Genomic DNA, 22,043 nt, shown 5'->3' with positions numbered 1-22,043 from the left:
ATTTTTTCGTAGAGAGAATGAAAGGGGATTACTATGTTGAGTCTTTTAAAAAGAGCCTTCTAGTAAACTAGAAGGCTCTGAAACTATAACTTAAGGTGCTTTCGTATACCCTAAGAAATGGTTTTTCCAATAAGAGTTGTTTAATGAAGCGATTGCTACACCTTTATCTCCGGATTGGATGAATGATCCCCCGCCAAGGTAGATACCCATGTGAGAAGGACCTGCTTTATAAGTATCTTTGAAATAAATTAAGTCTCCAGGTTGTGGACTTGAAGTTTGTGGTAAGCTGCTCCAATATCCAGCAACACTTTGGCGGCTAATGTTATGACCAAATTTCTTAAATACGTGGTAGATGTAACCACTGCAGTCAACACCATTAGCAGAAGTACCGCCCCAAACGTATGGTACGCCTTGCATAGATTTCGCGTATGCAAGTAGAGAAGAACTGTCACCGCTATTATTAGTATTATTATTGTTGTTATTATTTTGATTGTTATTTTGGTTGTCGTTAGGCTTATTATCTACTGCGCCACCAACTGGTGTTTTAGATAGGAAACGTGTTCCGATGTAACCAGTTTGACCGTTGTAGTTAATTTTGCTCCATCCAGAGTTTTCAGAGATTACTTGAACCTTCTGTCCTTGTGGGAGTGCGCCTATGATTCTATAATTTGTACCTTCGCCGCTACGTACATTTAGTGCAGAAGCATTAATGTAGTAGTCGCCAATTGCACCTTGATCAGGTTGTTTTGGCTGTTCAGGAGTAGCTGTGCCACCTTTAACGAATTTTACAAATTCGCTACTAACATAGCCTGTTTTTCCTTGGTAGTTTACTTTAAACCAGCCGTTTTCAGATCCAACTACGTTTAATGTTGTACCATTTAACACGCCGCCAATTACACTATGGTAAGCTGCAGGGCCTGTACGAACACGTAGAGATGTTGCGTTAACAACGTAAGTACCACCAGTTTGAACAGTTCCATTATTATTTTGCTCTTGGTTGTTACCTTGAGTGACGTTTTCGTTAGAACCGCCTTTTGTTACGTAGTCCTTGCTTAAGTAAGCAGTTTGTCCCGCGTAATTGATTTTGAACCAATCTTGAACTTCGCCTACAACTTGTACTACCTGTCCTTGTTTAACAGAACCTACAGTTGGATGAGAAGTGCTAGGACCTGTACGAACGCGAAGGGAAGATACATTTACTGTATAGTTTCCACTTGCTGGTTGAACAGTTGCTTCATTGTTACTATTGTTGTTATTGCTTGTAGAGCCAGTATTTGAAGAAGCGCCTGATACAAATTGGCTACTAACATAACCAGTTTGTCCGTTATGGTTGATTTTCACCCAACCATTTTCTTCTCCAATTACGTTTAAAGTTTGTCCTTCATATACACGTCCTGAAACAGAACTAGAAGTGTTAGGAGCTGTACGTACACGTAATACATCAGCAGTAACTTTATTGTTTCCACCTGTGCTTACATTGTTATTCGTTGCTCCGTTTTTTGATACAAACTCGCCACTAACAAAACCAGTTTGTCCATTAACGTTAATTTTGAACCAACCATTTTCTTCTCCAATTACGTTTAATGATTGACCATTATAAACGCGAGAGATGACGTCGTGAGAAGTACTTGATCCTGCACGAACGTGTAGTACGCTAGCATTCACCGTATATGATGAATTGTTTGATGCGGAAGCTTGGACAGTTTGTGTAGCAGCTTTTTGTGTATTTTGTTCAGGGGCAGCTTGAACGCTATCAAGTGTAGGGGCTGCTCCTCCTGCTACAGACACTGCCGCAAGACCGGCAAGGTATTTTTTCATAATTTGTCGATTCCTTTCTGTCTGTAATGTAGTGAAGAAATATTTACCAACTGTTAAAAATTCTAAAGAGCATGTCGATTACTGTCAAGACTTATGTGGTAATCTGAATATGACAAAAAGGTTACAAAAAAAAAATCAAGGTATAAATCTGCACCTTGATTTCCATTTAAATACATATATTTGATGTGGAAAATGAGAAGATTATTCGTATTTAGGAAGATGTGCTGTTGGATTTTAAAAGGATTTGAGAAAATGACCTTTGTAGTAATTTGGTGATAGGGCCAACTTGACCATCTTGAATCGCAGTTCCATCGAGATGGGTCATCGGTAAAATTTCAATAGTCGTTCCCGTAAAGAAGCATTCATCTGCTTGATAAACATCGCGAACGCTGAAAAGCTCTTCCTTTACAGGAAGTTGAAGAGTGTTAGCTAAAGAAAGGACGTACTGACGAATAATGCCGTTTAAAATAAGGTGATTGGCTGGATGCGTATACAGTGTTCCGTTTTTTATAAGAAAGAAGTTAGAGTGGCTACCTTCAGTTACAATACCATTTCGTACGAGAAGTGCTTCTTTACAACCTTTGCGTTCAGCTTTCGTATAAGCTAATACATTTGGTAATAAATTTAACGATTTAATATCACAGCGGAGCCAGCGTGTATCAGGTTCTGATATAGCACGTACACCGTATTCAATCCATAAAGATGGTCTTTCTTTTTTTGAAATATAAGCATAGATTGTCGGAGATATGTCATATGAAAATGCATGTGCTCGAGCTTGTACACCACGAGATACTTGTAAGTAAATTGTTCCGTCTTCGTGGAAATTATTGTTTTCAATTAATTTGTAGAGTAAGATGATGAGTTCGGCTTTTGAGAAAGGAAGTGATAATTCTATTTCTTCAAGGGATCGATATAATCTTGTTAAATGTGGGTCTAATAAGTGAAAGTTTCCGTTATAAAGGCGAATAACTTCATAGACGCCATCACCAAATTGTAAACCTCTTTCTTCAAGTTCTATGTACGCGCGATGTTTTGTTGTATCAATAACTGCATCATTCCATAGTACAAATCTTTCGTATGCCAATTTTCGTCCCATCCTTTCGTTAGTACATGAATAAAAATCACTATAGTAATTTTTATGTAAGCAATTCTATACATATGACGTATATGTATTTTGTAAATCACAGAGAAGTAGTGGTGATTTATCCTGCATTAACTGCCCGTAAACGCCCGATTGGTGAGGGCTAATAATCAGTGGGGGATGAACAAAACACCCACTGATTAAAGTTTCACTTTATAGCATTTTGTATATACAAATTCGGAAATGAGAAATAAGAATCCTGCTTTTTGAAAAAAAAAAAGCAACATTCGTATGGAATGCTGCACAAGGAGGGTAGCTATCATTCATAGGGACATCGTCTTTAAAGGTTTCATTTATGCAAACAAAACACTTGGAAAGACAATTATAAGAAAGTTGAAAACAAATGATGCACACATTTCTCTAAGGGATCCTATTGAAGATGAGAGATAAGAAATATGTGGAACCTTGTTTACATATTTTATTATAAAGATGTTTCGTTAATGTGGTGTAAATATTAGGTGAAGGTTATGTAATTTTAAAGTTAATGTATAGAAGAATTTGTAGAGAGGAAAATAAAAAAGAGGCTGAGATTACTCAGCGCTCTTCTTTTCTTCTTTAATAGCCGTTTTTACTTCGCCAGTTTTGATCTTATTGCTTTCAGAGAAGCGAAGTAAGTCGCCTTCAATAATTTTGTCTGACATATTTAGCTCGTTTTGTGCACGATCAATAAGTGGTTGAGCTTCTTCTTTCGGTAACTGCAGAACTTCACCAGTGTGGCGATCGTAGAATGTACTGTTCGTGTACATGTACTTATCTGTAACGAAGCTACCGTCACGAAGAACGACGAATCCTTTATTTTCTGGTGAGAATACATCATGACCGAATTGAATTTGATTCGTAGAATCTACACCAAGTAAGTTTAGAATTGTTGGCTTAATGTCAATTTCACCAGTTGGTTTTGAAATTGTTTTACCTTCTTTTTGACCTGGAACGTGAATAAACATCGGTGTTTTTTGTAAGTTCATATGGTCAAATGTAGTGATTTCTTCTTTTCCTAAGAACTGTGCCATTGCACGGTTATGGTTTTCAGAAATACCATAGTGATCACCGTAGAATACGATAACTGAGTTGTCGTAAATACCTTCTGCTTTTAGACGCTCAATAAAGTGTTTCATTGCTTCATCTAAATAGCGAGCAGTTACCATGTAACGGTCAAATACGCCATCACCAGAATTGTATTCATCGATTAATTTCGTACTGTCATCATAAGTGAATGGGTAATGGTTTGTTAAAGTAAGGAAGCGAGTATAGAACGGTTGCTTCACTTGTTTTAACATATCGATAGATTGATCGAAGTATTCGATATCTTTTAATCCCCAATTTAATTTTGTTTCTGGCGTAATTTTGTAGTCAAGCTCGTTGTAGTAACGATCATAACCAAGTGCCGGATACATAATGTTACGGTTCCAGAACGTTGCGTTATTCGCGTGGAATACTGATGTGTGATATCCTTGCTGACGCAAAATTTCTGGAGTTGCTGTATATTCGTTATTACCGTGTGTAAAGAATACAGCACCACGGTCTAGTGGATACATTGAAGTATCTACTAAGAATTCAGCATCAGACGTTTTACCTTGCCCAGTTTGATGGAAGAAGTTATCGAAGTAATAACTTTCTTTCGCAAATTGGTTTAGGAATGGTGTAACTTCTTGTCCGTTAACTTGCGCACCAATTAAGAATGTTTGTAATGATTCAAGAGAGACAACAATTACGTTTTTCCCTTTTGCAGTACCAAACATATTTGGATCTGGTTTACTTTGTGTTGTTTTCACGTAGTTTTCTGTTTCTTGTAATTTACTACCATCAGCAAACGCTTTTTGTGAACTTGATTTTGCTTGTAAGCCAAGATCGTATGCTTGGTGTACATATAATCCTAAGTTTTTAACAAGCATAACGCGGTCGAATGAACGTGTTAATAGTTCTGGACGCTCAGCTTCTGCAAATCCTAGGTTTACGCAGAAAATAGCAACTGTTGACACGAAGTATAGAGAACGCATCGGACGCGCTACACGTTCTGTCGGTGCAAAATCTTTCTTCTTCTTCAATAGAACGAAGAATACGATGATATCCGCAAATGCAAGGATGATTTTGTAGTTAAATAATTCTTTCACACTAGAACCTAAACTTCCGAAATTAGACGTTTGTCCTAGTACTGGTAAAGTAACGAAGTCATTGTAGAATCCGTAGAACATTACGTTACCAACAAGAATGAACGTTAAGATAAAGTTAATTCCTAGTGCTATATAGTTACGTTTTTTCCCTTTTGCAAATAATGCAAGACCCACAAACAGTAATGATGCTGCTAATGGACTAATGAATAAAATGAATTCTTGCATGAAAGATTCAAGTTTTAAATCGAAGCTAGTGCGTGTAATGATGTAGGATTTTAGCCATACGGCCAAAGCTACGAATAAAGTAAAACGCACATTTTGAAATTGTGATTTCATGGTTTCTTTCATTCATTTCCACCCTTTCTCTATCAGGCTTGGTCGATTTTGGAGCGAAAAATGTTAAAATAAAAAATACATAGTTTTATTGGCCATAATTAGAGTTTCTATATTCACCCATATACGACTTTAACTATGCATACCCTTTTTGGTTTCTTGTGCTGCTCATAAGCATAACGTCATTTCTGTATTATACAACAAAATTCATTTCTGAGAAACACTATAACGTTTTACATTTTTTGTATGTGATTTGTCACTACCAGAGAAAACTTTAACATTCGTTTATATGCCCGTCAACTAGAAAATATAACAAAAATAGAAAAGAATGTTAAGCGGAATTGAAAGTTTTTTGGTTGAGAAATATGGAATAGAAATCTTTAAGTGGTTGTCTAGAAAACTATTATATGAAGGAAAATATGAAAAAATTAACGAACACTTGTTCTTTTCGGTTTTGTTTGTTACAATGAAATTTCATTGATAGATTATGTGTAATTTTGATGAACTTTTACTGATAACATAACATATTGTAGCTTATTTCTTTTGAAAATAGGGAGGCTTTTGAATGAAACAAAAATTTTCAGTTGAAGCGTTTTGGAAGAAAATAAAACATGTTGCGAAGCAGGCAGGGCAGTCGGTAATCTATGCGAGTTTATTGTTGTTTTACGTGTTGCAAAGACCGGATGTTCCAAAACGAGTGAAAATTATTGTAATCGGAGCACTTGCTTATTTCATTGCACCGATTGATGCCATTCCAGATTTCATTGCTGGAGTCGGTTATACGGATGATTTAGGTGCGTTAATGGCCGCACTATTACAAGCATCGATATACGTAAATGAAGATGTGAAAGATAAGGCACGAGTGAAGTTGGCAGAATGGTTTGGTTCGGATATAGACACATCATTTATCGATCAAAAATTAGATCAATAGGTGAGAACTGTCATAGGATGACAGGGCGAACGTAAGCGAGGAAGTGCATTATGCCATCAGGAAGAACGCATACGAAAATAAACTTAATATCCCTTCCGGTTGTTTTGTTTATGCTCTTTTCGTATGGATTAACAAGTTTTGATTTTTTATTAACTTTTGCAATTGGCTTTTTAGTAGGTACTTCATTTCTAACACCGGATTTAGATACGTACAGTAATGCGTATAATAAATGGGGATTCCTCCGCATTTTTTGGTATCCATATAGGAGCGTAATGCCCCATCGTTCCTTCTTCACACATACGATTATAATTGGTGATATTATTCGTATTGCATACATGTTAATCGTGTTTTCTCCGTTTTTATTCCTATTAAATATAATCGCATTCGGTGGAAATTTAATAGAAATTGCGAAGGAACACGAGGTTGAAATTGTAACGTTTGTAATGGGGATTGTTGTGGCGAGTACGCTCCACATTATAGCGGATAAAGCGAATACGCGCCGAAAGAAAATGATGAGAAAAAAGAAGAAACGCAGAAGATAAAAAAACCGTCCCAAAAGGTATTTTGGGACGGTTTTTTTGTTATTAATAGGTAGGTTATTCTTGTCGTATTTTGTAGTTAAGTCGATATTCCTTGTCGAATCGCCGATAAAATTTCATTTACGATCATGCGACATCAATTTTTGGACAGTTCCTTTTTAATCAAACGTTTGTTTAAAACTAAGCTTTCAGTACCTTAATGCCTTTCACAATATTCCAAATAAAGTAGTATAAGCTAATGATCCCGCAAATACATAAGACGATGATTGCTCCAATTCCAAGTGTTACGTCTGGTTGATCAGATCCGATGCCCATAATTCCTAAAATAACTAATCCAATAAATGTTGCGATACTTGGAATAATGTGTGTCCATAGAGCACGTTTTGCATGTGGTTTCGTTTCAGAATCGCCCACAATCCACACGATAATAGGGAATAAGATAGGCGCAAATAATACACTAAAGTATGATAAAGCTGCTAATATTTTGTTTCCGTTCATATATATCACCTCATAAGTAATGTTCGTTGTTATACCTTTAGTATGCAGTAGATTTGGCGAGCTTCCTATCGATTAACATTACAAGAACGTGACGTTTTTGTAAGATTTTCTGTTTTAAATGATGAAATTTTCAAAAAAATCTTTTTAAATGAAAATTGTTGTGATAAAATTATTGAAAACGTTTTCTTGAACGTTTTATATTTTTAGACTTAAAGGTATGATGACCCGATAGTCTATTGATAAGGTTATTTTTATTTAAAAGGGGATTCTTTAGGGGGAGAGAACAATGAACACATGGACACAAGTTTACGATCCGTTCGGTAACATTTGGATTTCGGCAGCAGTTGCACTTATTCCAATCATCTTTTTTTTCTTAGCATTAGCAGTTTTCCGCATGAAGGGGTATGTGGCAGGATTTATTACAGTTGTATTAACGATTTTGGTGGCGCTATTTGCGTATAAAATGCCATTCACAATGGCAATGGCAGCGACCGGATACGGTTTCTTATACGGGTTATGGCCGATTGCGTGGATTATCATTATGTCAGTATTTTTATATAAAATTTCTGTGAAAACAGGTCAATTTGATGTCATTCGTGCATCTGTATTATCCATTACGAATGACCATCGTTTACTCGTTATTTTAATCGGATTTTCATTTGGAGCATTTTTGGAAGGGGCAGCAGGATTTGGTGCACCAGTAGCGATTACGGCAGCGCTTCTGGCAGGCCTTGGGCTAAATCCTTTATATGCAGCAGGTCTTTGTTTAATCGCAAATACTGCACCAGTAGCGTTCGGAGCGATGGGGATTCCGATTACAGTTGCTGGACAAGTAACAGGCATTGATCCGCATAAAATTGGACAAATGGCTGGGCATCAATTACCGTTCTTATCTTTATTTGTTCCGTTCTTTATCGTATTTTTAATGGATGGCTTTAAAGGAGTAAAACAAACGTGGCCTGCTTTATTTGTAGCGGGTAGTTCATTTGCAATTACACAGTTCATTACAGCGACGTTTTTAGGGCCAGAACTTCCGGATATTACGTCAGCGCTTGTAAGTTTAGTAAGTTTATCGCTATTCTTAAAAGTTTGGCAGCCGAAAGAAATTTATCAAACTAAGCAAGCGAATAGTGAAGTAGCAGCAACGACGACGGCGACATCTATGCCGAAACTAACAGTAGGAAAAGTAGTAAAAGCGTGGTCTCCGTTCATTATTTTGACTGTGATGGTAGTCATCTGGAGCCAGAGTTTCTTTAAAGCGTTATTCGCTCCGGGCGGCGCTTTAGAAAGTCTCGTATTTAAATTTGAAGTTCCAAGCTTGCACAATTTAGTAATGAAGGCAGAGCCGATTGTAAATAAACCAACACCTTATGAAGCAATCTTGAAATTAGATATTTTATCAGCGACTGGAACAGCAATTTTAATTGCTTGTATCATTTCTATCTTTATTTTAAAAATGAGTGCAAAAGATGCAGTAGCAACATTTAAAGAAACGTTAAACGAACTAAAAATGCCAATTCTATCTATTGGATTCGTATTAGGATTTGCATTTATCGCAAACTATTCTGGTTTATCTTCTACATTAGCGTTAGCACTTGCAGGAACTGGCGGACTATTCCCGTTCTTCTCGCCATTCTTAGGATGGATTGGCGTATTCTTAACAGGATCAGATACGTCAGCGAACGCACTGTTCTCGAATTTACAAGCAATTACAGCGCAGCAAGTCGGTGTATCTGAAGTGCTTCTTGTTGCAGCAAATACAACGGGCGGTGTAACAGGTAAAATGATTTCTCCGCAATCAATTGCGATTGCTTGTGCGGCAGTTGGACTTGCTGGGAAAGAGTCAGATTTGTTCCGCTTTACATTGAAGCATAGTTTATTCTTCGTTACTATTATTGGGATTATGACGTATGTGCAGGCTTATTATTTAACTTGGATGATTCCGTAAACAACAAAAGAAATAACCTTTGCATTTTTCAGATTAACGTGTATACTTGGAAAGTATTGAAAATTAAATCAGTGATAAACTAGGGGTGCCTAACGTATGCGTAGGCTGAGAGAGAAGCGTGTGAACTTCTTAACCCTTTGGACCTGATCTGGCTCGTACCAGCGTAGGGAAGTTAACGGCTTTACATAATTATGTCTTTATGAGCCAGGTCCTTATTCTTTTATGGACCTGGCTCTTTTTATTTTGGCATGCGCTGGCCATATCTCGTCCTTGTCACGAACAGGGGGGCAACAAAGGTTATGAAACAGTCTGTTTCAGCTGAGCAAATTGAATTGAAATCGAGTTTACCAGGAAGTAAGAAAGTGTATGTGGATGGAACACGTGAAGGTATGAAAGTACCAATGCGCGAGATTGAACAAAGCGATACGAACGGTGTTCAAAATCCGCCAATCCGTGTGTATGATACGAGTGGACCTTATACAGATCCAGAGTATAAAGTGGAGCTGGAAAAAGGGATTCCAACGCCGCGCCACTCTTGGACCTTGGGGCGTGGTGATGTGGAAGCTTATGAAGGACGCGAAATTAAACCTGAGGATGACGGTGTGAAAGTAGCTTCAAAACATACACCTGTTTTCCCGCAAATGGATCGTAAGCCGCTTAGAGCAAAGCAAGGTGCAAATGTTTCGCAAATGCATTATGCGCGTAATGGCATTATTACGTCTGAGATGGAATATGTTGCGATTCGTGAAGGGGTAGAGCCTGAATTTGTTCGTAAGGAGATTGCAGAAGGTCGTGCGATTTTGCCGGCGAACATTAACCATCCTGAAGCGGAACCGATGATAATTGGACGTAATTTTCACGTGAAGGTAAATGCAAATATCGGAAACTCTGCTGTATCGTCTTCTATTGCAGAAGAAGTAGAGAAGATGACGTGGGCGACTCGCTGGGGGGGCAGATACGATTATGGATTTATCTACAGGTAAAAACATTCATACAACACGTGAGTGGATTATTCGTAATGCTCCGGTACCAGTTGGAACTGTGCCAATTTATCAAGCGCTTGAAAAAGTAAACGGAATTGCAGAGGATTTAACGTGGGAAGTGTATCGTGATACGTTAATTGAGCAGGCGGAGCAAGGCGTTGATTACTTCACGATTCACGCTGGTGTATTACTTCGTTACATTCCAATTACTGCAAAGCGTATGACAGGTATTGTTTCGCGTGGTGGTTCGATTATGGCGCAGTGGTGTTTATTCCATCATAAAGAAAACTTCCTATATACTCACTTTGAAGAGATTTGTGAAATTATGAAGCAGTACGATGTTTCGTTCTCTCTTGGAGATGGATTACGTCCAGGTTCTATTGCAGATGCAAATGACGAAGCGCAGTTTTCTGAGCTTGAAACACTTGGTGAATTAACAAAAATTGCTTGGAAACATGATGTGCAAGTTATGATTGAAGGACCTGGGCATGTACCGATGCATTTAATTAAAGAAAATATGGAGAAAGAACTTGATATTTGTCAGGGTGCGCCGTTCTATACACTTGGGCCGTTAACGACAGATATTGCACCAGGTTATGATCATATTACTTCAGCGATTGGTGCTGCGATGATCGGCTGGTTTGGAACGGCGATGCTTTGTTATGTAACCCCGAAAGAACATTTAGGTTTACCGAACAAAGATGATGTTCGCGAAGGGGTTATTACGTACAAAATCGCTGCGCATGCAGCCGATCTTGCGAAAGGGCATAAAACGGCTCATCAGCGTGATGATGCACTTTCAAAAGCACGATTTGAATTCCGTTGGCGCGACCAATTTAATTTATCTTTAGATCCTGAACGCGCGATGGAGTACCATGATGAAACGTTGCCAGCAGAAGGGGCGAAAACAGCGCATTTCTGTTCAATGTGTGGCCCAAAGTTTTGTAGTATGAGAATTTCACATGATATTCGTGAATATGCGAAAGAAAATGACTTAGAAACGACAGAAGCAATTGAAAAAGGAATGAAAGAGAAAGCGGTAGAATTCAAAGAAACTGGTAGTCACTTATATCAATAACACGTTACACCTCTTTACTTGATTGATCACACTGTACCTAACTTAAATATAGAAGAAGCCCCCTTTGCTAAGACGGTAGCAAAGGGGGCTTCTGTCGTCTATCCCGCTATTTGTGGCAGTAAAACTCCCACCTCAAAATTCGGCTGGAGCAAGGAAGTTAGGTGGGAGATAAACTGCCCGTAAACGCCCGATTGGTGCGGGCTAATAATCAGTGGGGGATGAACACCTACCCACTGATTAAAGTTTCACTTTATAAGGTGAAGAATAATTGTACCCAGTAGTATAAGAGGAATAATGTGACGACTGTTGTGAGTGGGATTACGATGAGAGATACGCTTAAATAATCTTTCCATTTCACTTTAATTTTGTTTTGTCTTAAGATATACATCCAAATGAGGGAAGCTAGTGTACCGATTGGTAATAATAGTGAACCGATGTCACTACCGATGATATTTGCGAGATAGATAGTTTTTAATGTGACTGGATCTAGTCCCATTTCTGTTAATGTGATTGTACCAATCATAAGTGCAGGGTGGTTATTGAAGACGTTAGAGAGGAGGGAAACGAGTCCGCCCATTGCAAAGCTGGCATAGAGTAGATGCTGACTTACAACTGGTTCGAGCCAACTTACAAGCGCCGCTGTTAATCCTGCGTTATGAAGCCCGTAAATAATTACGTACATAGAGAAGGCGAAAATTAAAATGTGCCACGGTGTCTTTTTCAAAATATCGACTGGGTTTGTTCGTAAGTAGTACCATCTCCAGATGAGAAGAACGAGTGAACCGAGTACGGCAACAATTTCGATTGGAATCGATAAGAAGGATGCAACGAATAGAAGACAGCGCATAAGGAAGACGAAGCCTAATACTTTTAACATGAATTTCGTACGTTTTTGTTTCGTATTAACAGAATTTTGTCCTTTTAACGGATGGAAGTTTTTCGTGAAGAAAATTTCTTCAATATCATATGAAGAAACAGGCAATCTTTCTGGAATTTTTTTCTTTAAAACTGTATACATGAGCCATGACATAAACAGTAGTCCTAGTGTTGCAGGTACAAACATCATAGCAGTATGCATATAAAGAGTCATGTGGACGATATTTAAGGCAATTAAGTTTACAATATTACTTACACCAATTGGTGCACTAGATGCAGTGGCGATTAAAGCACCGCTTAATAAATAAGGGATTTGTTGATGAGGTTTTAATTGAAGGTTTTTCAGAAGTAAAATTAAAATCGGTGTTGTAATTAAAATACTACCGTCATTATTAAATAAAAGAGTCATAAGAAAACATAGTAATTGAATGTACCAGTATAGGCGTCGTCCGGAACCTTTCGCTAAATTTGCGAGTTTCGCTGCGGACCAGTGGAAGAAGCCGAAGCTTTCTAATATAACTGCCATAACGATGGTCGCTAATATCGTTATAGAGGCACCGCCGATTTTACTTATAATGTCCATGACGTCTGGTTTTGATACAAGTCCAGTAATGAGGATAATGCTAGCGCCGACTGCTGCCGGCCACGCCTCATTTAAACCGCGAGGTCGCCAAAAGATAACAATCATCGTTAAGAAGAATACAATAATAGTAATCCATATTTCAATGCTCATATTTAACCTACCTTTCTATTTTCCCTTGAACAAATGTAGCTTGTCTCAAGTTTATATAGCATTATATTCAAAAGAAAATAAGAAGAACTAGGCATCTACCTTAATCTAGTGAATATGTGTATTTAGAGCAATAAGGCAAGTATAAGGGGTAGTGTAATAACTATTAGGAGAGGAGTCTAATAAATTAGGGGCATTCTATGTGTGAATGCCCCTAATTTACTATTTTTCCTTTAAAAATGTTCGATCTTTTAAGAATAAATTCCAGAAGAAAATAAATCCTGGTAGTAAAATTGCAATCCCGATTGCGTAAAGAATAAGAAGTGCATAGAATGTTTCAACCGTCGTAAAGCTTGTAAATACAGTTACGTCCGGGTAAATGATATAAGGTAAATGGGCGACGCCGTAAGCGTAGCTTGCAAATGCATATTGAGCGACGACAGCTAAAACTGCAATGCGAGGAAAGCCTAGTGTGCCATATTTCTTATTTGTCCACCAAAGGGAAGAGTATCCGATAACAAATAAAATGATAGAGACTGTAAACCATGGGAATTGCTTTATTAGTCCTTGCATAAGCCAGTGTGTTTCAGGGTCCATTACAACGAGAGCGATAATAGCAGTCACGAGCGTTGCAGGACCAAGTATGATGGCATTTCTTCTATAAATTCGGTACGTATCTTCAGAACCTTGTTCCCTAGCAAAATCAGCAAGAAAGAGAGATGATAGAAATAGTTCCGAAGTTAGTCCGAAGAGCATATAACAATAAATAACGGGACTAGAAAGAAGTTTTCCGTAAAGGAGCACTTCTTTTCCTTCAGACATCGTAATATAGGCACCTTCTGTAACTGGCAGAACGGTAATTAATAGAGCTGGGATTAAGAGCCCGGTAATACCTGAAATAATCCGAAGAAGGTGTTGGTATTTTGGCAGGGAGTAAGCAAATACCATAAATGTACTACGAATCGCAACGAGTACTAAAATTAACATAACTGGTACAAACATAACGGTTGCAAGGGTAAAGGCCGCTTTTGGGAAGAAACCGAGAAAAGCAACGACGACAAAGACAAGAAACGTATTTGTTACTTCCCAAGTTGGTGATAAGTACCGATTAGCAAGCTTGGCAGCAAGCGTCGGGTGTTTAGCGTATACCATGCCCCAAAAACCAGCTCCAAAATCAATAGATCCTAATATGCTATATACGAAAATAAGAGCCCATAAGATGATGATTGCAATGCTTTCCTCATGCACGAGAATCGCCTCCTTCGTGATGTAAATCATTCTTTAACGGATGTTTCTTAAAGAATGTCCGTAGTACAAAGACGGTTAAAATACCAAGTCCGATATATAAAATGATGAATAAAACAAATAAAGGACCGACGAAATCAGCGCGCGTAGAAGCATCTACTGTGCGTTGCATGCCATAAATTGTCCATGGCTGACGACCACTACAACTAAAAATCCATCCGAATTCAATACCGAGCAACATAACGGGTCCACAGGCGGCAGCTCCCCAAAGAAGCCACTTCGGTAACTCTACTCCTTTTTTTCGGTAAACAAAGTACCAATATAAGAGGGCAATAGCTGCAACTGCAAAGGTAAAGGCAGCGGTGCCGACCATTAAATTGAACAGTGTATGTGTGTAAAATGGTGGCCATGTTTCTTGCGGGAATTCCTTTAGACCTTTTACAACGGTGTTAGGGTCTAGTCCCACTAATAAGCTAAGCATGTTCGGAATTTCAAGGGCATAGTTTAGTTCAAGTGTGTTAGGGTCCACAACCCCGCCAATCGATAAAGGCGCGTGTGATGTCGTTTCAAACAAAGCTTCAGCAGATGCTAGTTTTTCAGGTGAATGTTTATGTAAGGCAATAGCAGATTCGTGTCCTGAAAGCCACATCGTAGCACCTGTGATAAATGTAACGACAAGCCCTAACAGTAATCCTTTTTTATGGTAAGCAATTTCACGAGCACTTAAATTTTTCTTTAATAATTTAAATCCAGCGATAGAAGCGATAACAGCTGCTCCAGTTGTATAGGCCGTAATAACGACGTGGAATGCACTTGTGCCAAAGCTCGGATTAAAGAAAGCTTTCCACGGATCAACGTTAAAAACTGAGCCATCTGGATTCATTGAAAAGCCCGCAGGTGTATTCATCCATGTGTTTGCCGATGTAATAAGCACGGCAGATGCAGTGGCGCCAATCATAACGAAAAATAGCGAGATTAATCTCATAACTGGAGGTAGTTTATCAGCCGCATATACGTAAATAGACATGAATAAAGCCTCTAAAAAGAAGGCGAAAATCTCAATTTGAAACGGAACGGAAATAACTTGCCCAACAATTTTGGCGAAACCAGGCCAAAGAAGTGAAATTTGTACACCAACAATTGTTCCAGTTGGAATTGCTACACCGAGAAGGATAGCAAAAGCCTTTGTCCATCTTTTTGCCATAATGGCATAGTCGGAATCTTTCTTCCAGTGATAGAGTATTTCACTTATAAAAATCATTAAAGAAAGCCCGACTCCAAGCGTTGCAAAGATAATGTGGAATGCTAATGAAGAACCAAAAAATGCCCTTGCTAATGTTACGGTATCCATATGTATACTCCCCTTCTTTTTGCCATTATTTTCTGATTGAATTGGAAAATTTATTCAAAAAACTACCAAAAATATATATGTATTTAAAAAATGAGTACGGTAATATAATGTTTAAATATTCTAAAGAGAAAGAAATTGATATTTGGTAATATTTTATTTGTTTTTTAGGGCTGAATCTTTTATAATCTTTTATGCGAACGTAAGTTCTGTTTCCGGGATGAAGAAGTTTATGTGAAATGGAGAGGGTGTTTTATGTATCCTGAAGTCATTAAAAAGATGGCATTTTCAAGAGAGCATAGAGATTTATTATTAAAGTTATATAATAAAGAAATTACGCGTCGTGAATATGATCGACTTGTGGAATCGCTATATAGGCCTGCTAAAGAGGCTTGCGAAGGATAAGGTGAGAGAGACAATCTAAAGGATTGTCTTTTTTATATTTGCGTATGTTCTGGTAAAATTAAGGTTAGCCTTAAAAGGAGGTGAAAAGCTTGCGAAAACGTTTATATATAGGGATTGGGGTTATTCTCTTAATCGCTTTAGGTGGAGTTGTATTTTGGTCAGCTTTACAAGGAAATCGTACCGAGCATTTTGTTTTACGACATATGGTGAATGAAAATGGAACACTTGCAACGTATCGCTTAGAGGATACAAAGGCAGGTAAGGGTGAAGCGAAGGGCCGTGAAGCTTTATCAGAATCTGCAGGGTTATGGCTACAATATACACTTGATAAAGATGATCAAGCTTTATTTGATGAACAAGTGAAGGTTATTCAAAATAACTTTGTACACAAGGATCGCATCGTTATATGGAAAATCTCTGAAAAGGGAGAAATGCAGTCAGCTACTAATGCACTTATCGATGATCTTCGTATTATAGAACAATTATATCGTGCTTATGAAATGTACAAGGAAGATCGCTATAAAAACCTTGCAGATCAATTGAGTGATTCTGTACTTCGTTATAATAAAAAAGGTAATTATTACGTTGATTATTACGATGCAGATACAGGGAAACAAAATAACTTTGCAACAACATCTTACATAAATCCGCATGCATTCTCTTATATGAAAAAGTATGGAAAAATTTCTGCACAGCAGTATCAGGAAGTTGTTCAGTTTTTAGCGGATTATCCAAGGCAGGGCTGGGCATTCCCGAAAGAGTATAAAGATGATGGGACATTTACGTACGATAAAGAAGTGAATCTTATTGATCAATCATACGTTGCTTATCATCGTAGTTTAGGCGGTCTTTCATCAGATGCTTATTTGGAATTTATAAAGAAGAAATTTCGCGAAGACGAAAAGTTATATGGTCGTTATAACTTAGAAACGGGAAAACAAGCTGTGAACTATGAATCACCGGCATCTTACGGATTAACAATTTTGTACGTACTACAAACAGGTGATACAAAGTTTGCGAAGGAATTGTATGAGCGGATGACTACATTCCGAAATGATAATGTATTTAGTAGATATTATGGTGGATATGTAACAGGTGAGAATAATAATACACATATTTTCGATAACGTATTGCCGCTTTTAGCGGAAATGGAATTGGATAAGAGTAAAAAATAAAAGGTGCCACCCTATGGGGATGGTACCTTTTATTTGTGTCGTTATTTGTTTGTAAAGCGATATAATTTTACGCCCTAATATTGGAGAAGTAATCAATCACGAATTCACGAAATTGCTGGGCGGTGTTTGATAAATAGCGCTTCTTCGACCAACTTAAGCCGATAGTTCGTTCGCAATTAGGTTCAATAATGCGTAACTTATTTGATGCTAAAGTAGAGTTTTTTAATAAAGTTAAACTTGGGACAAAGGCGATGCCAAGACCTTGCTTAATGAGATCGCTAATCACGGTTGGTTCATCTACTTCAAAAGCGATATGTGGAGTGAAACCAGCTTTTTTACAAAATTCATCTGTTAAGTGCCGAAATCCGTAACCAGTGTTCATACTAATAAACGATTCGTCTTTTACTTCATGCAAATAGATACTTTCGCGGTTTGATAACCGATGTCCTGAAGGAACAGCTAAGAAAATTTCTTCTGTGATAAGTGGTTCCCAAACCATTTCCTCGCCTTCAATTGGTACAGAGGAGATACAAAAATCAATTTCCATATTATCTAGTTGCCGCTTCATAGAAGGAGTAGATGCGAGAAATTGTTGGAATCGAACGTTAGGATGTTCTAGTAAAAAAGAACCGAGTAGCTCGGGTAATATTCTTGGAATAGAAACTGCAAGTGTAATAGAGCCTTGTTGTAATTCAGCTAAATCTTTAATTTCGCGTTCCCCTTCACTTAATTCATGAAAAATGCGTTCTACTCGTTTTAAAAATACTTTGCCGAAAGAGTTTAATGTAATCTGTCGACCTTGGCGATCAAATAAGGGGACGCCTAAGTCCTTTTCTAGTCTAGCGATTGTTTTACTGAGTGAAGGCTGCGCGATATGCAATTCTTCAGCTGCTTTTGTCATATGTTCTAGTCGTGCGACTGTCTGAAAGTATTTTAATTGAAGAAGTTCCACTTCGAATCTCCTTTCTATAGACCAAAAGGAATGAATTGATAATTAAAGATGTATTATACAGTATGGAAAGTGACGTGTATAGTAAATCTGTTAAACCATTCGAAGGGTGTTAAATTAGGAGAAGGAGTATGTTTCATGAAGGGAATTCAACTTATATTTAAAGATTGGAAGGCGATGTGGAACCATAAACATGGACGTATCGCTTTAATTTTTTTATTAATCGTTCCTTTAATTTATTCAGGATTCTTCTTAGCTGGATATTGGGATCCGTACGGAAAATTAGATAAATTACCTGTTGCAGTTGTTAATTTAGATAAGGGTGCTGTGATGGATGAAAAAACAATCCAGGCTGGAGACGATTTTGTTAAAAATTTAAAAGAGAATAAGGAATTGGCGTTTCATTTCGTATCAGAAAAAGATGCTGATGAAGGGCTAAAAGAAGATAAGTATTATATGGTGGTTACGATTCCGGAGGAGTTCTCTAAAAAGGTAAGTACACTAATGGATGAGAAACCAGAGCCGGCACAATTGCAGTATAAAGTAAATCCAGGTAAAAACTTTGTAGCAGCTCAAATTGGAACGACAGCTGTTGAAAATATGAAAACAAAAATCTCAAATAGTATTACGAAATCTTATACAGAAGGTGTCTTTTCAAAGTTTCAAGATTTGGCACAAGGGTTGAGTGATGCAAGTAGTGGCGCTGAGAAGTTACATGAAGGAACGACGGATGCAAAAAATGGGGCGAATCAGCTTACAGATGGTATTCATCGTTTAAATGATGGAACAGTGAAGTTAAAAGAAGGAAGTGATAAGCTTGCCTCTAGTCAATCGGCCTTAACTGGGGGAGCAAATGAGCTTAGTCAGGGAGCGACATCACTTCATAATGGTATGGAGCTGCTAGCACAGGGTGAGAAGTCTTTACAATCAGGAGTTAGTGAATTAAGTGCTGGTACAAATGAATGGGTGAACGGAAGTGAGAAACTTGCTGAAGGGCAAGTGAAAGCGGACAATGCAGCAAATAGTGTAAAACAACAATTAGAAGAGTACGTGAAAAGTCATCCAGAAGTGCAGCAAGATCCTGCTTTTCAAAAGATCATTGCTACTTCTAACGGATTAGCTAAAGCAACAAACACTTTAAATAATAGCCAACAACAATTGACACAAGGTGCGCGGAAGCTTACTGATGGTCAGCATAAGATTGAGGAAGGCATGAATACATTCGGAGTTAAGTTAAACGAAGCTACCGCTGGAACGAAAAAGATAGCAGATGGTACTTCGAATTTAGCTGATGGATTTACGAAGTGGGGAAATGGATTTACATCATTACAAGAAGGTGTAAATCACCTTGCGAGTGGCGGAACAGAGCTGAATCATGGTGCTGATAAGTTAACGAACGGACTTGTTAAACTTGACGATGGTGCGAAAGAACTTTCTACGAAATTGGGAGAGGGCGCAGAGAAGATAGCGGATGTTCGCAATGATGATGCACGCAATACGATGTTCTCAGAGCCGGTTCAATTAGTGAAGTCGACAGTTTCTGATGTGCCTAACTACGGTTCAGGTATTGCACCATACTTTTTATCACTGGCATTTTATGTTGGCGGAATTATGGCATCGAATATTTTACCTCTTGGCCGTAGACAAAATATGAAGGTAAGCGGAACAGTACATTTTATTAATAAACTAGGATTAGTATATTTAATTGGACTCATTCAAGCACTACTTGTAGATGTGGTGGTGTTAGGAGTTATGAAATTAGAAGTTGCAAGTGTATCACTCTTTGTTTTATCAAGTATTGTTATTTCCTTTACGTTCATGACATTTATTCTTATGTTAGTAACGGTATTCGGCATTGTTGGGAAGTTCGCAGCGGTAACGCTTCTCGTTCTTCAATTAGCGACGAGCGGAGGTACTTTCCCAGGAGAATTAAATATAGCTGTTCTTAGCAAAATTGGACAATTTCTCCCAATGTCTCATTCTCTTAGAGGGTTACAAGATGTGATTTCTTTGGGCGATTGGTCGCAATTACAAATGCAAATTTTAATATTGTTATGCTATCTCGTTGTTGCTGGCGGAATCACATGGGTTACGAGTCATATACAGCATAAGGAAACGAATGCAGAGCAAGTTTCTTAATAAAAGAAGCTATCCGAATAAAAGGTTTTATTATGACCTTTTCGGATAGCTTTTTCTTATTTCTTTTCCATAACTGCAAAGTAGTTATTTTCATTATCAGCAAAGTTGAATGCTCTACCAGTAGGTAAATCTACAACTTGTCCAACTGTAACACTTTTCTCAGAAAGATCTTTATACAGTTGATCTAAGTTATTAGAGAAGAACATAAGTGAAGGGGTATTTAAGTTTAATTCAGGTTGCATCTTCGCAATTAACGCCTTATCGTGAAGGACGATGCTTGTTCCAGCTTCTTTTGCCGGCGCAATTTCAATCCAGCGAAATCCTTGACCGTTATTTTCTTCTGCAACAATTTGGAATCCTACTGTTTCTGTCCAAAATTGTACTGATTCATCTTGGTTATTTACATATAACATAATTTGTCCAATTTGATTAATCATAGGTGTGTCCTACTTTCTTTTCTTGTATGGAATTCTATCCCGCATTAACGAGCAGTAAGACCCCTACCTCAAAATTCAGCAAAAGAAATGAAGTTAGGTGGGGATCGGGCTGCCCGTAAATGCCCGATTGGTGAGGGCTGATGATCAGTGGGGGATGAAGAACCCCTCCACTAATTAAAGTTTCACTTTATTATATCAAAGATATGGTTTGAATACCTTTTCGTGATTTTTCCGAATGGCAATCTTCGCCCATCTCATATTTGTCGTAGGGGAAGGCCCTGTAACCCACGTGTGAAATGGTAGTATGCTACCAATGACCATTGCTGAAATAGAGATTGTGGTCGTTAATATAAATAGTAATAGGCTATATAATATTGTGTTTTCTTGCAATGCGAATAAGGAAAGAAATTTTGTACATAGTTGCAAGAAGAAAAAATGAGCTAAATAAGCGCCATACGTGTAATTCCCGATAAAACGTAAAGCTTTATATAAGAAACCACGTCGCTGTACAATTGTAATAGATAACACGTACAGTATCATAATTTCACAAACAATATATAAAAACATGGACGGTTTTAAATAAGTAGAAACCGTTAAATGAATAGAATTGGCGCCGTAAAAACTAAATAACTCATAATTGATGAATAAAAATAAGATGAAAAATAGTATTGTGATAAGCGGAATATGTTTCATGACAAATATACGCCAAGTTTTTAATGATACAGCAGCTATTCCTCCCATGACGAAATAGAATGAGTAGAAGAAGAAGGAACGATCTGTATAATGTAAAATGGTTGAACTAGTCAGTTTCTCTCCATTAAAAATGTAGTGAGAAGAGTACCACATTAAGAAGAAATATAGACAAGCGAAAATGGTCATATATTTATATATGTCTTTTTTATTTTCTGTTCGTTTTTGAAACCAATAAAATAGTGTGCATAGTAACGGGAACAATAAGTGAATTTGGAACATCATAATAACGTACCAAAGATGAGGTGCAGCTGTTCCGAGTAATAAACTTTTTATTCCGCCTTGTAGTGTAATGACATCGTTTGTTGTTAATAGGTAAAGAATAGACCAGAAGAAATAAGGAATGAGTAAATGTGCGGCTTTTTCATAAATATATTCTCTGTAAACGAGTTGCTTCGTATATAGCCGAATTAAATGGAAGCCGACGATAAATATGAATGCAGGTGCTGAAAATTTTGCAAGATTAAATAGCATGCCCATAATGAGGGATTGCTCGAGTAAGACATTTCCTTGATTCATTGTATATAATAAGGAACTTTGCAAAACGACAGCAAGAAATGCAATGCTTTGCAAAACTTTGAATTCTGGTGCGCTTCGAGTCATTGTATC

At 37.7% G+C, this 22,043-nt stretch carries 16 protein-coding genes, 1 pseudogene and 1 riboswitch; of the genes and pseudogenes, 7 read left to right on the top strand and 10 right to left on the bottom strand.

What is annotated here, in order from left to right; all coding sequences use genetic code 11:
- Positions 1-90 precede the first annotated feature (90 nt).
- The 3 genes from DN408_RS05940 to DN408_RS05930 all read right to left on the bottom strand — a co-directional run bounded on the left by DN408_RS05940 (position 91) and on the right by DN408_RS05930 (position 5,418).
- Positions 91-1,818, bottom strand: a complete 1,728-nt coding sequence (locus DN408_RS05940; RefSeq protein ID WP_147740005.1) for a C40 family peptidase — start codon at positions 1,816-1,818, stop codon at positions 91-93.
- 211 nt (positions 1,819-2,029) lie between these two features.
- The gene (locus tag DN408_RS05935; protein WP_147740004.1) at positions 2,030-2,914 is read right to left on the bottom strand and encodes a D-amino-acid transaminase; all 885 of its coding nucleotides are present in this window, start codon (positions 2,912-2,914) and stop codon (positions 2,030-2,032) included.
- Positions 2,915-3,489: 575 nt separating this feature from the next.
- Positions 3,490-5,418 carry an LTA synthase family protein gene (locus tag DN408_RS05930; RefSeq protein WP_002129972.1) on the bottom strand — a complete coding sequence of 643 codons (1,929 nt, stop codon included), beginning with the start codon at positions 5,416-5,418 and terminating at the stop codon, positions 3,490-3,492.
- 550 nt (positions 5,419-5,968) lie between these two features.
- Here DN408_RS05930 and DN408_RS05925 point away from each other — a divergent pair.
- Positions 5,969-6,334 (top strand): YkvA family protein, encoded by a 366-nt coding sequence (locus tag DN408_RS05925; RefSeq protein WP_002016186.1) that lies wholly within the window; start codon positions 5,969-5,971, stop codon positions 6,332-6,334.
- A 50-nt stretch (positions 6,335-6,384) separates the two neighbouring features.
- Positions 6,385-6,876 (top strand): metal-binding protein, encoded by a 492-nt coding sequence (locus tag DN408_RS05920; protein ID WP_002089644.1) that lies wholly within the window; start codon positions 6,385-6,387, stop codon positions 6,874-6,876.
- Between the two features lie 177 nt (positions 6,877-7,053).
- On the opposite strand, the gene DN408_RS05915 is transcribed toward DN408_RS05920, so the two are convergent.
- Positions 7,054-7,371, bottom strand: a complete 318-nt coding sequence (locus DN408_RS05915) for a magnetosome magnetite crystal formation protein family (protein ID WP_002016181.1) — start codon at positions 7,369-7,371, stop codon at positions 7,054-7,056.
- A gap of 286 nt (positions 7,372-7,657) precedes the next feature.
- Between DN408_RS05915 and lldP the strand changes: the two genes are divergently transcribed.
- Together lldP and thiC are read left to right on the top strand one after the other, a co-directional pair.
- On the top strand, positions 7,658-9,319 hold the full coding sequence (gene lldP, locus DN408_RS05910; protein WP_078177883.1) for an L-lactate permease: 1,662 nt from the start codon (positions 7,658-7,660) through the stop codon (positions 9,317-9,319).
- 71 nt (positions 9,320-9,390) lie between these two features.
- A riboswitch (TPP riboswitch) is annotated at positions 9,391-9,506 on the top strand.
- Positions 9,507-9,618: 112 nt separating this feature from the next.
- A pseudogene (gene thiC / locus DN408_RS05905) lies at positions 9,619-11,380 on the top strand (phosphomethylpyrimidine synthase ThiC).
- A 250-nt stretch (positions 11,381-11,630) separates the two neighbouring features.
- Here thiC and DN408_RS05900 read toward each other — a convergent pair.
- The 3 genes from DN408_RS05900 to cydA all read right to left on the bottom strand — a co-directional run bounded on the left by DN408_RS05900 (position 11,631) and on the right by cydA (position 15,582).
- Positions 11,631-12,989, bottom strand: coding sequence for an arsenic transporter (locus tag DN408_RS05900; protein WP_050000986.1), 1,359 nt, complete (start codon positions 12,987-12,989; stop codon positions 11,631-11,633).
- 219 nt (positions 12,990-13,208) lie between these two features.
- On the bottom strand, positions 13,209-14,234 hold the full coding sequence (locus DN408_RS05895) for a cytochrome d ubiquinol oxidase subunit II (protein WP_002089640.1): 1,026 nt from the start codon (positions 14,232-14,234) through the stop codon (positions 13,209-13,211).
- Complete coding sequence (cydA, locus tag DN408_RS05890) at positions 14,227-15,582, bottom strand: cytochrome ubiquinol oxidase subunit I (RefSeq protein ID WP_002034780.1); 1,356 nt, start codon at positions 15,580-15,582, stop codon at positions 14,227-14,229. The genes DN408_RS05895 and cydA overlap by 8 nt, the downstream gene beginning before the upstream one ends.
- 252 nt (positions 15,583-15,834) lie before the next feature.
- On the opposite strand from cydA, the gene DN408_RS31310 reads away from it, so the two are divergent.
- Both DN408_RS31310 and DN408_RS05885 read left to right on the top strand, forming a co-directional pair.
- Positions 15,835-15,984, top strand: coding sequence for a hypothetical protein (locus DN408_RS31310; RefSeq protein WP_002129963.1), 150 nt, complete (start codon positions 15,835-15,837; stop codon positions 15,982-15,984).
- 89 nt (positions 15,985-16,073) lie between these two features.
- The gene (locus tag DN408_RS05885; RefSeq protein WP_002129962.1) at positions 16,074-17,159 is read left to right on the top strand and encodes a hypothetical protein; all 1,086 of its coding nucleotides are present in this window, start codon (positions 16,074-16,076) and stop codon (positions 17,157-17,159) included.
- 67 nt (positions 17,160-17,226) lie between these two features.
- Here DN408_RS05885 and DN408_RS05880 read toward each other — a convergent pair whose 3' ends face one another.
- Positions 17,227-18,111, bottom strand: coding sequence for a LysR family transcriptional regulator (locus DN408_RS05880; RefSeq protein ID WP_002129960.1), 885 nt, complete (start codon positions 18,109-18,111; stop codon positions 17,227-17,229).
- A 135-nt stretch (positions 18,112-18,246) separates the two neighbouring features.
- Between DN408_RS05880 and DN408_RS05875 the strand changes: the two genes are divergently transcribed.
- Positions 18,247-20,247, top strand: coding sequence for a YhgE/Pip family protein (locus tag DN408_RS05875; RefSeq protein ID WP_147740003.1), 2,001 nt, complete (start codon positions 18,247-18,249; stop codon positions 20,245-20,247).
- Between the two features lie 56 nt (positions 20,248-20,303).
- Here DN408_RS05875 and DN408_RS05870 read toward each other — a convergent pair whose 3' ends face one another.
- Positions 20,304-20,684, bottom strand: coding sequence for a VOC family protein (locus DN408_RS05870; RefSeq protein WP_002034775.1), 381 nt, complete (start codon positions 20,682-20,684; stop codon positions 20,304-20,306).
- Between the two features lie 195 nt (positions 20,685-20,879).
- On the bottom strand, positions 20,880-22,037 hold the full coding sequence (locus DN408_RS05865; RefSeq protein WP_147740002.1) for an acyltransferase: 1,158 nt from the start codon (positions 22,035-22,037) through the stop codon (positions 20,880-20,882).
- Positions 22,038-22,043 lie beyond the last annotated feature (6 nt).

It is taken from the genome of Bacillus sp. AR13-1 (genome assembly GCF_008042285.1).
GTDB lineage: Bacteria > Bacillota > Bacilli > Bacillales > Bacillaceae_G > Bacillus_A > Bacillus_A mycoides.
The sequence above is the reverse complement of the archived record's forward strand: the minus strand, read 5'-3'. Positions and strand labels throughout refer to the sequence as shown.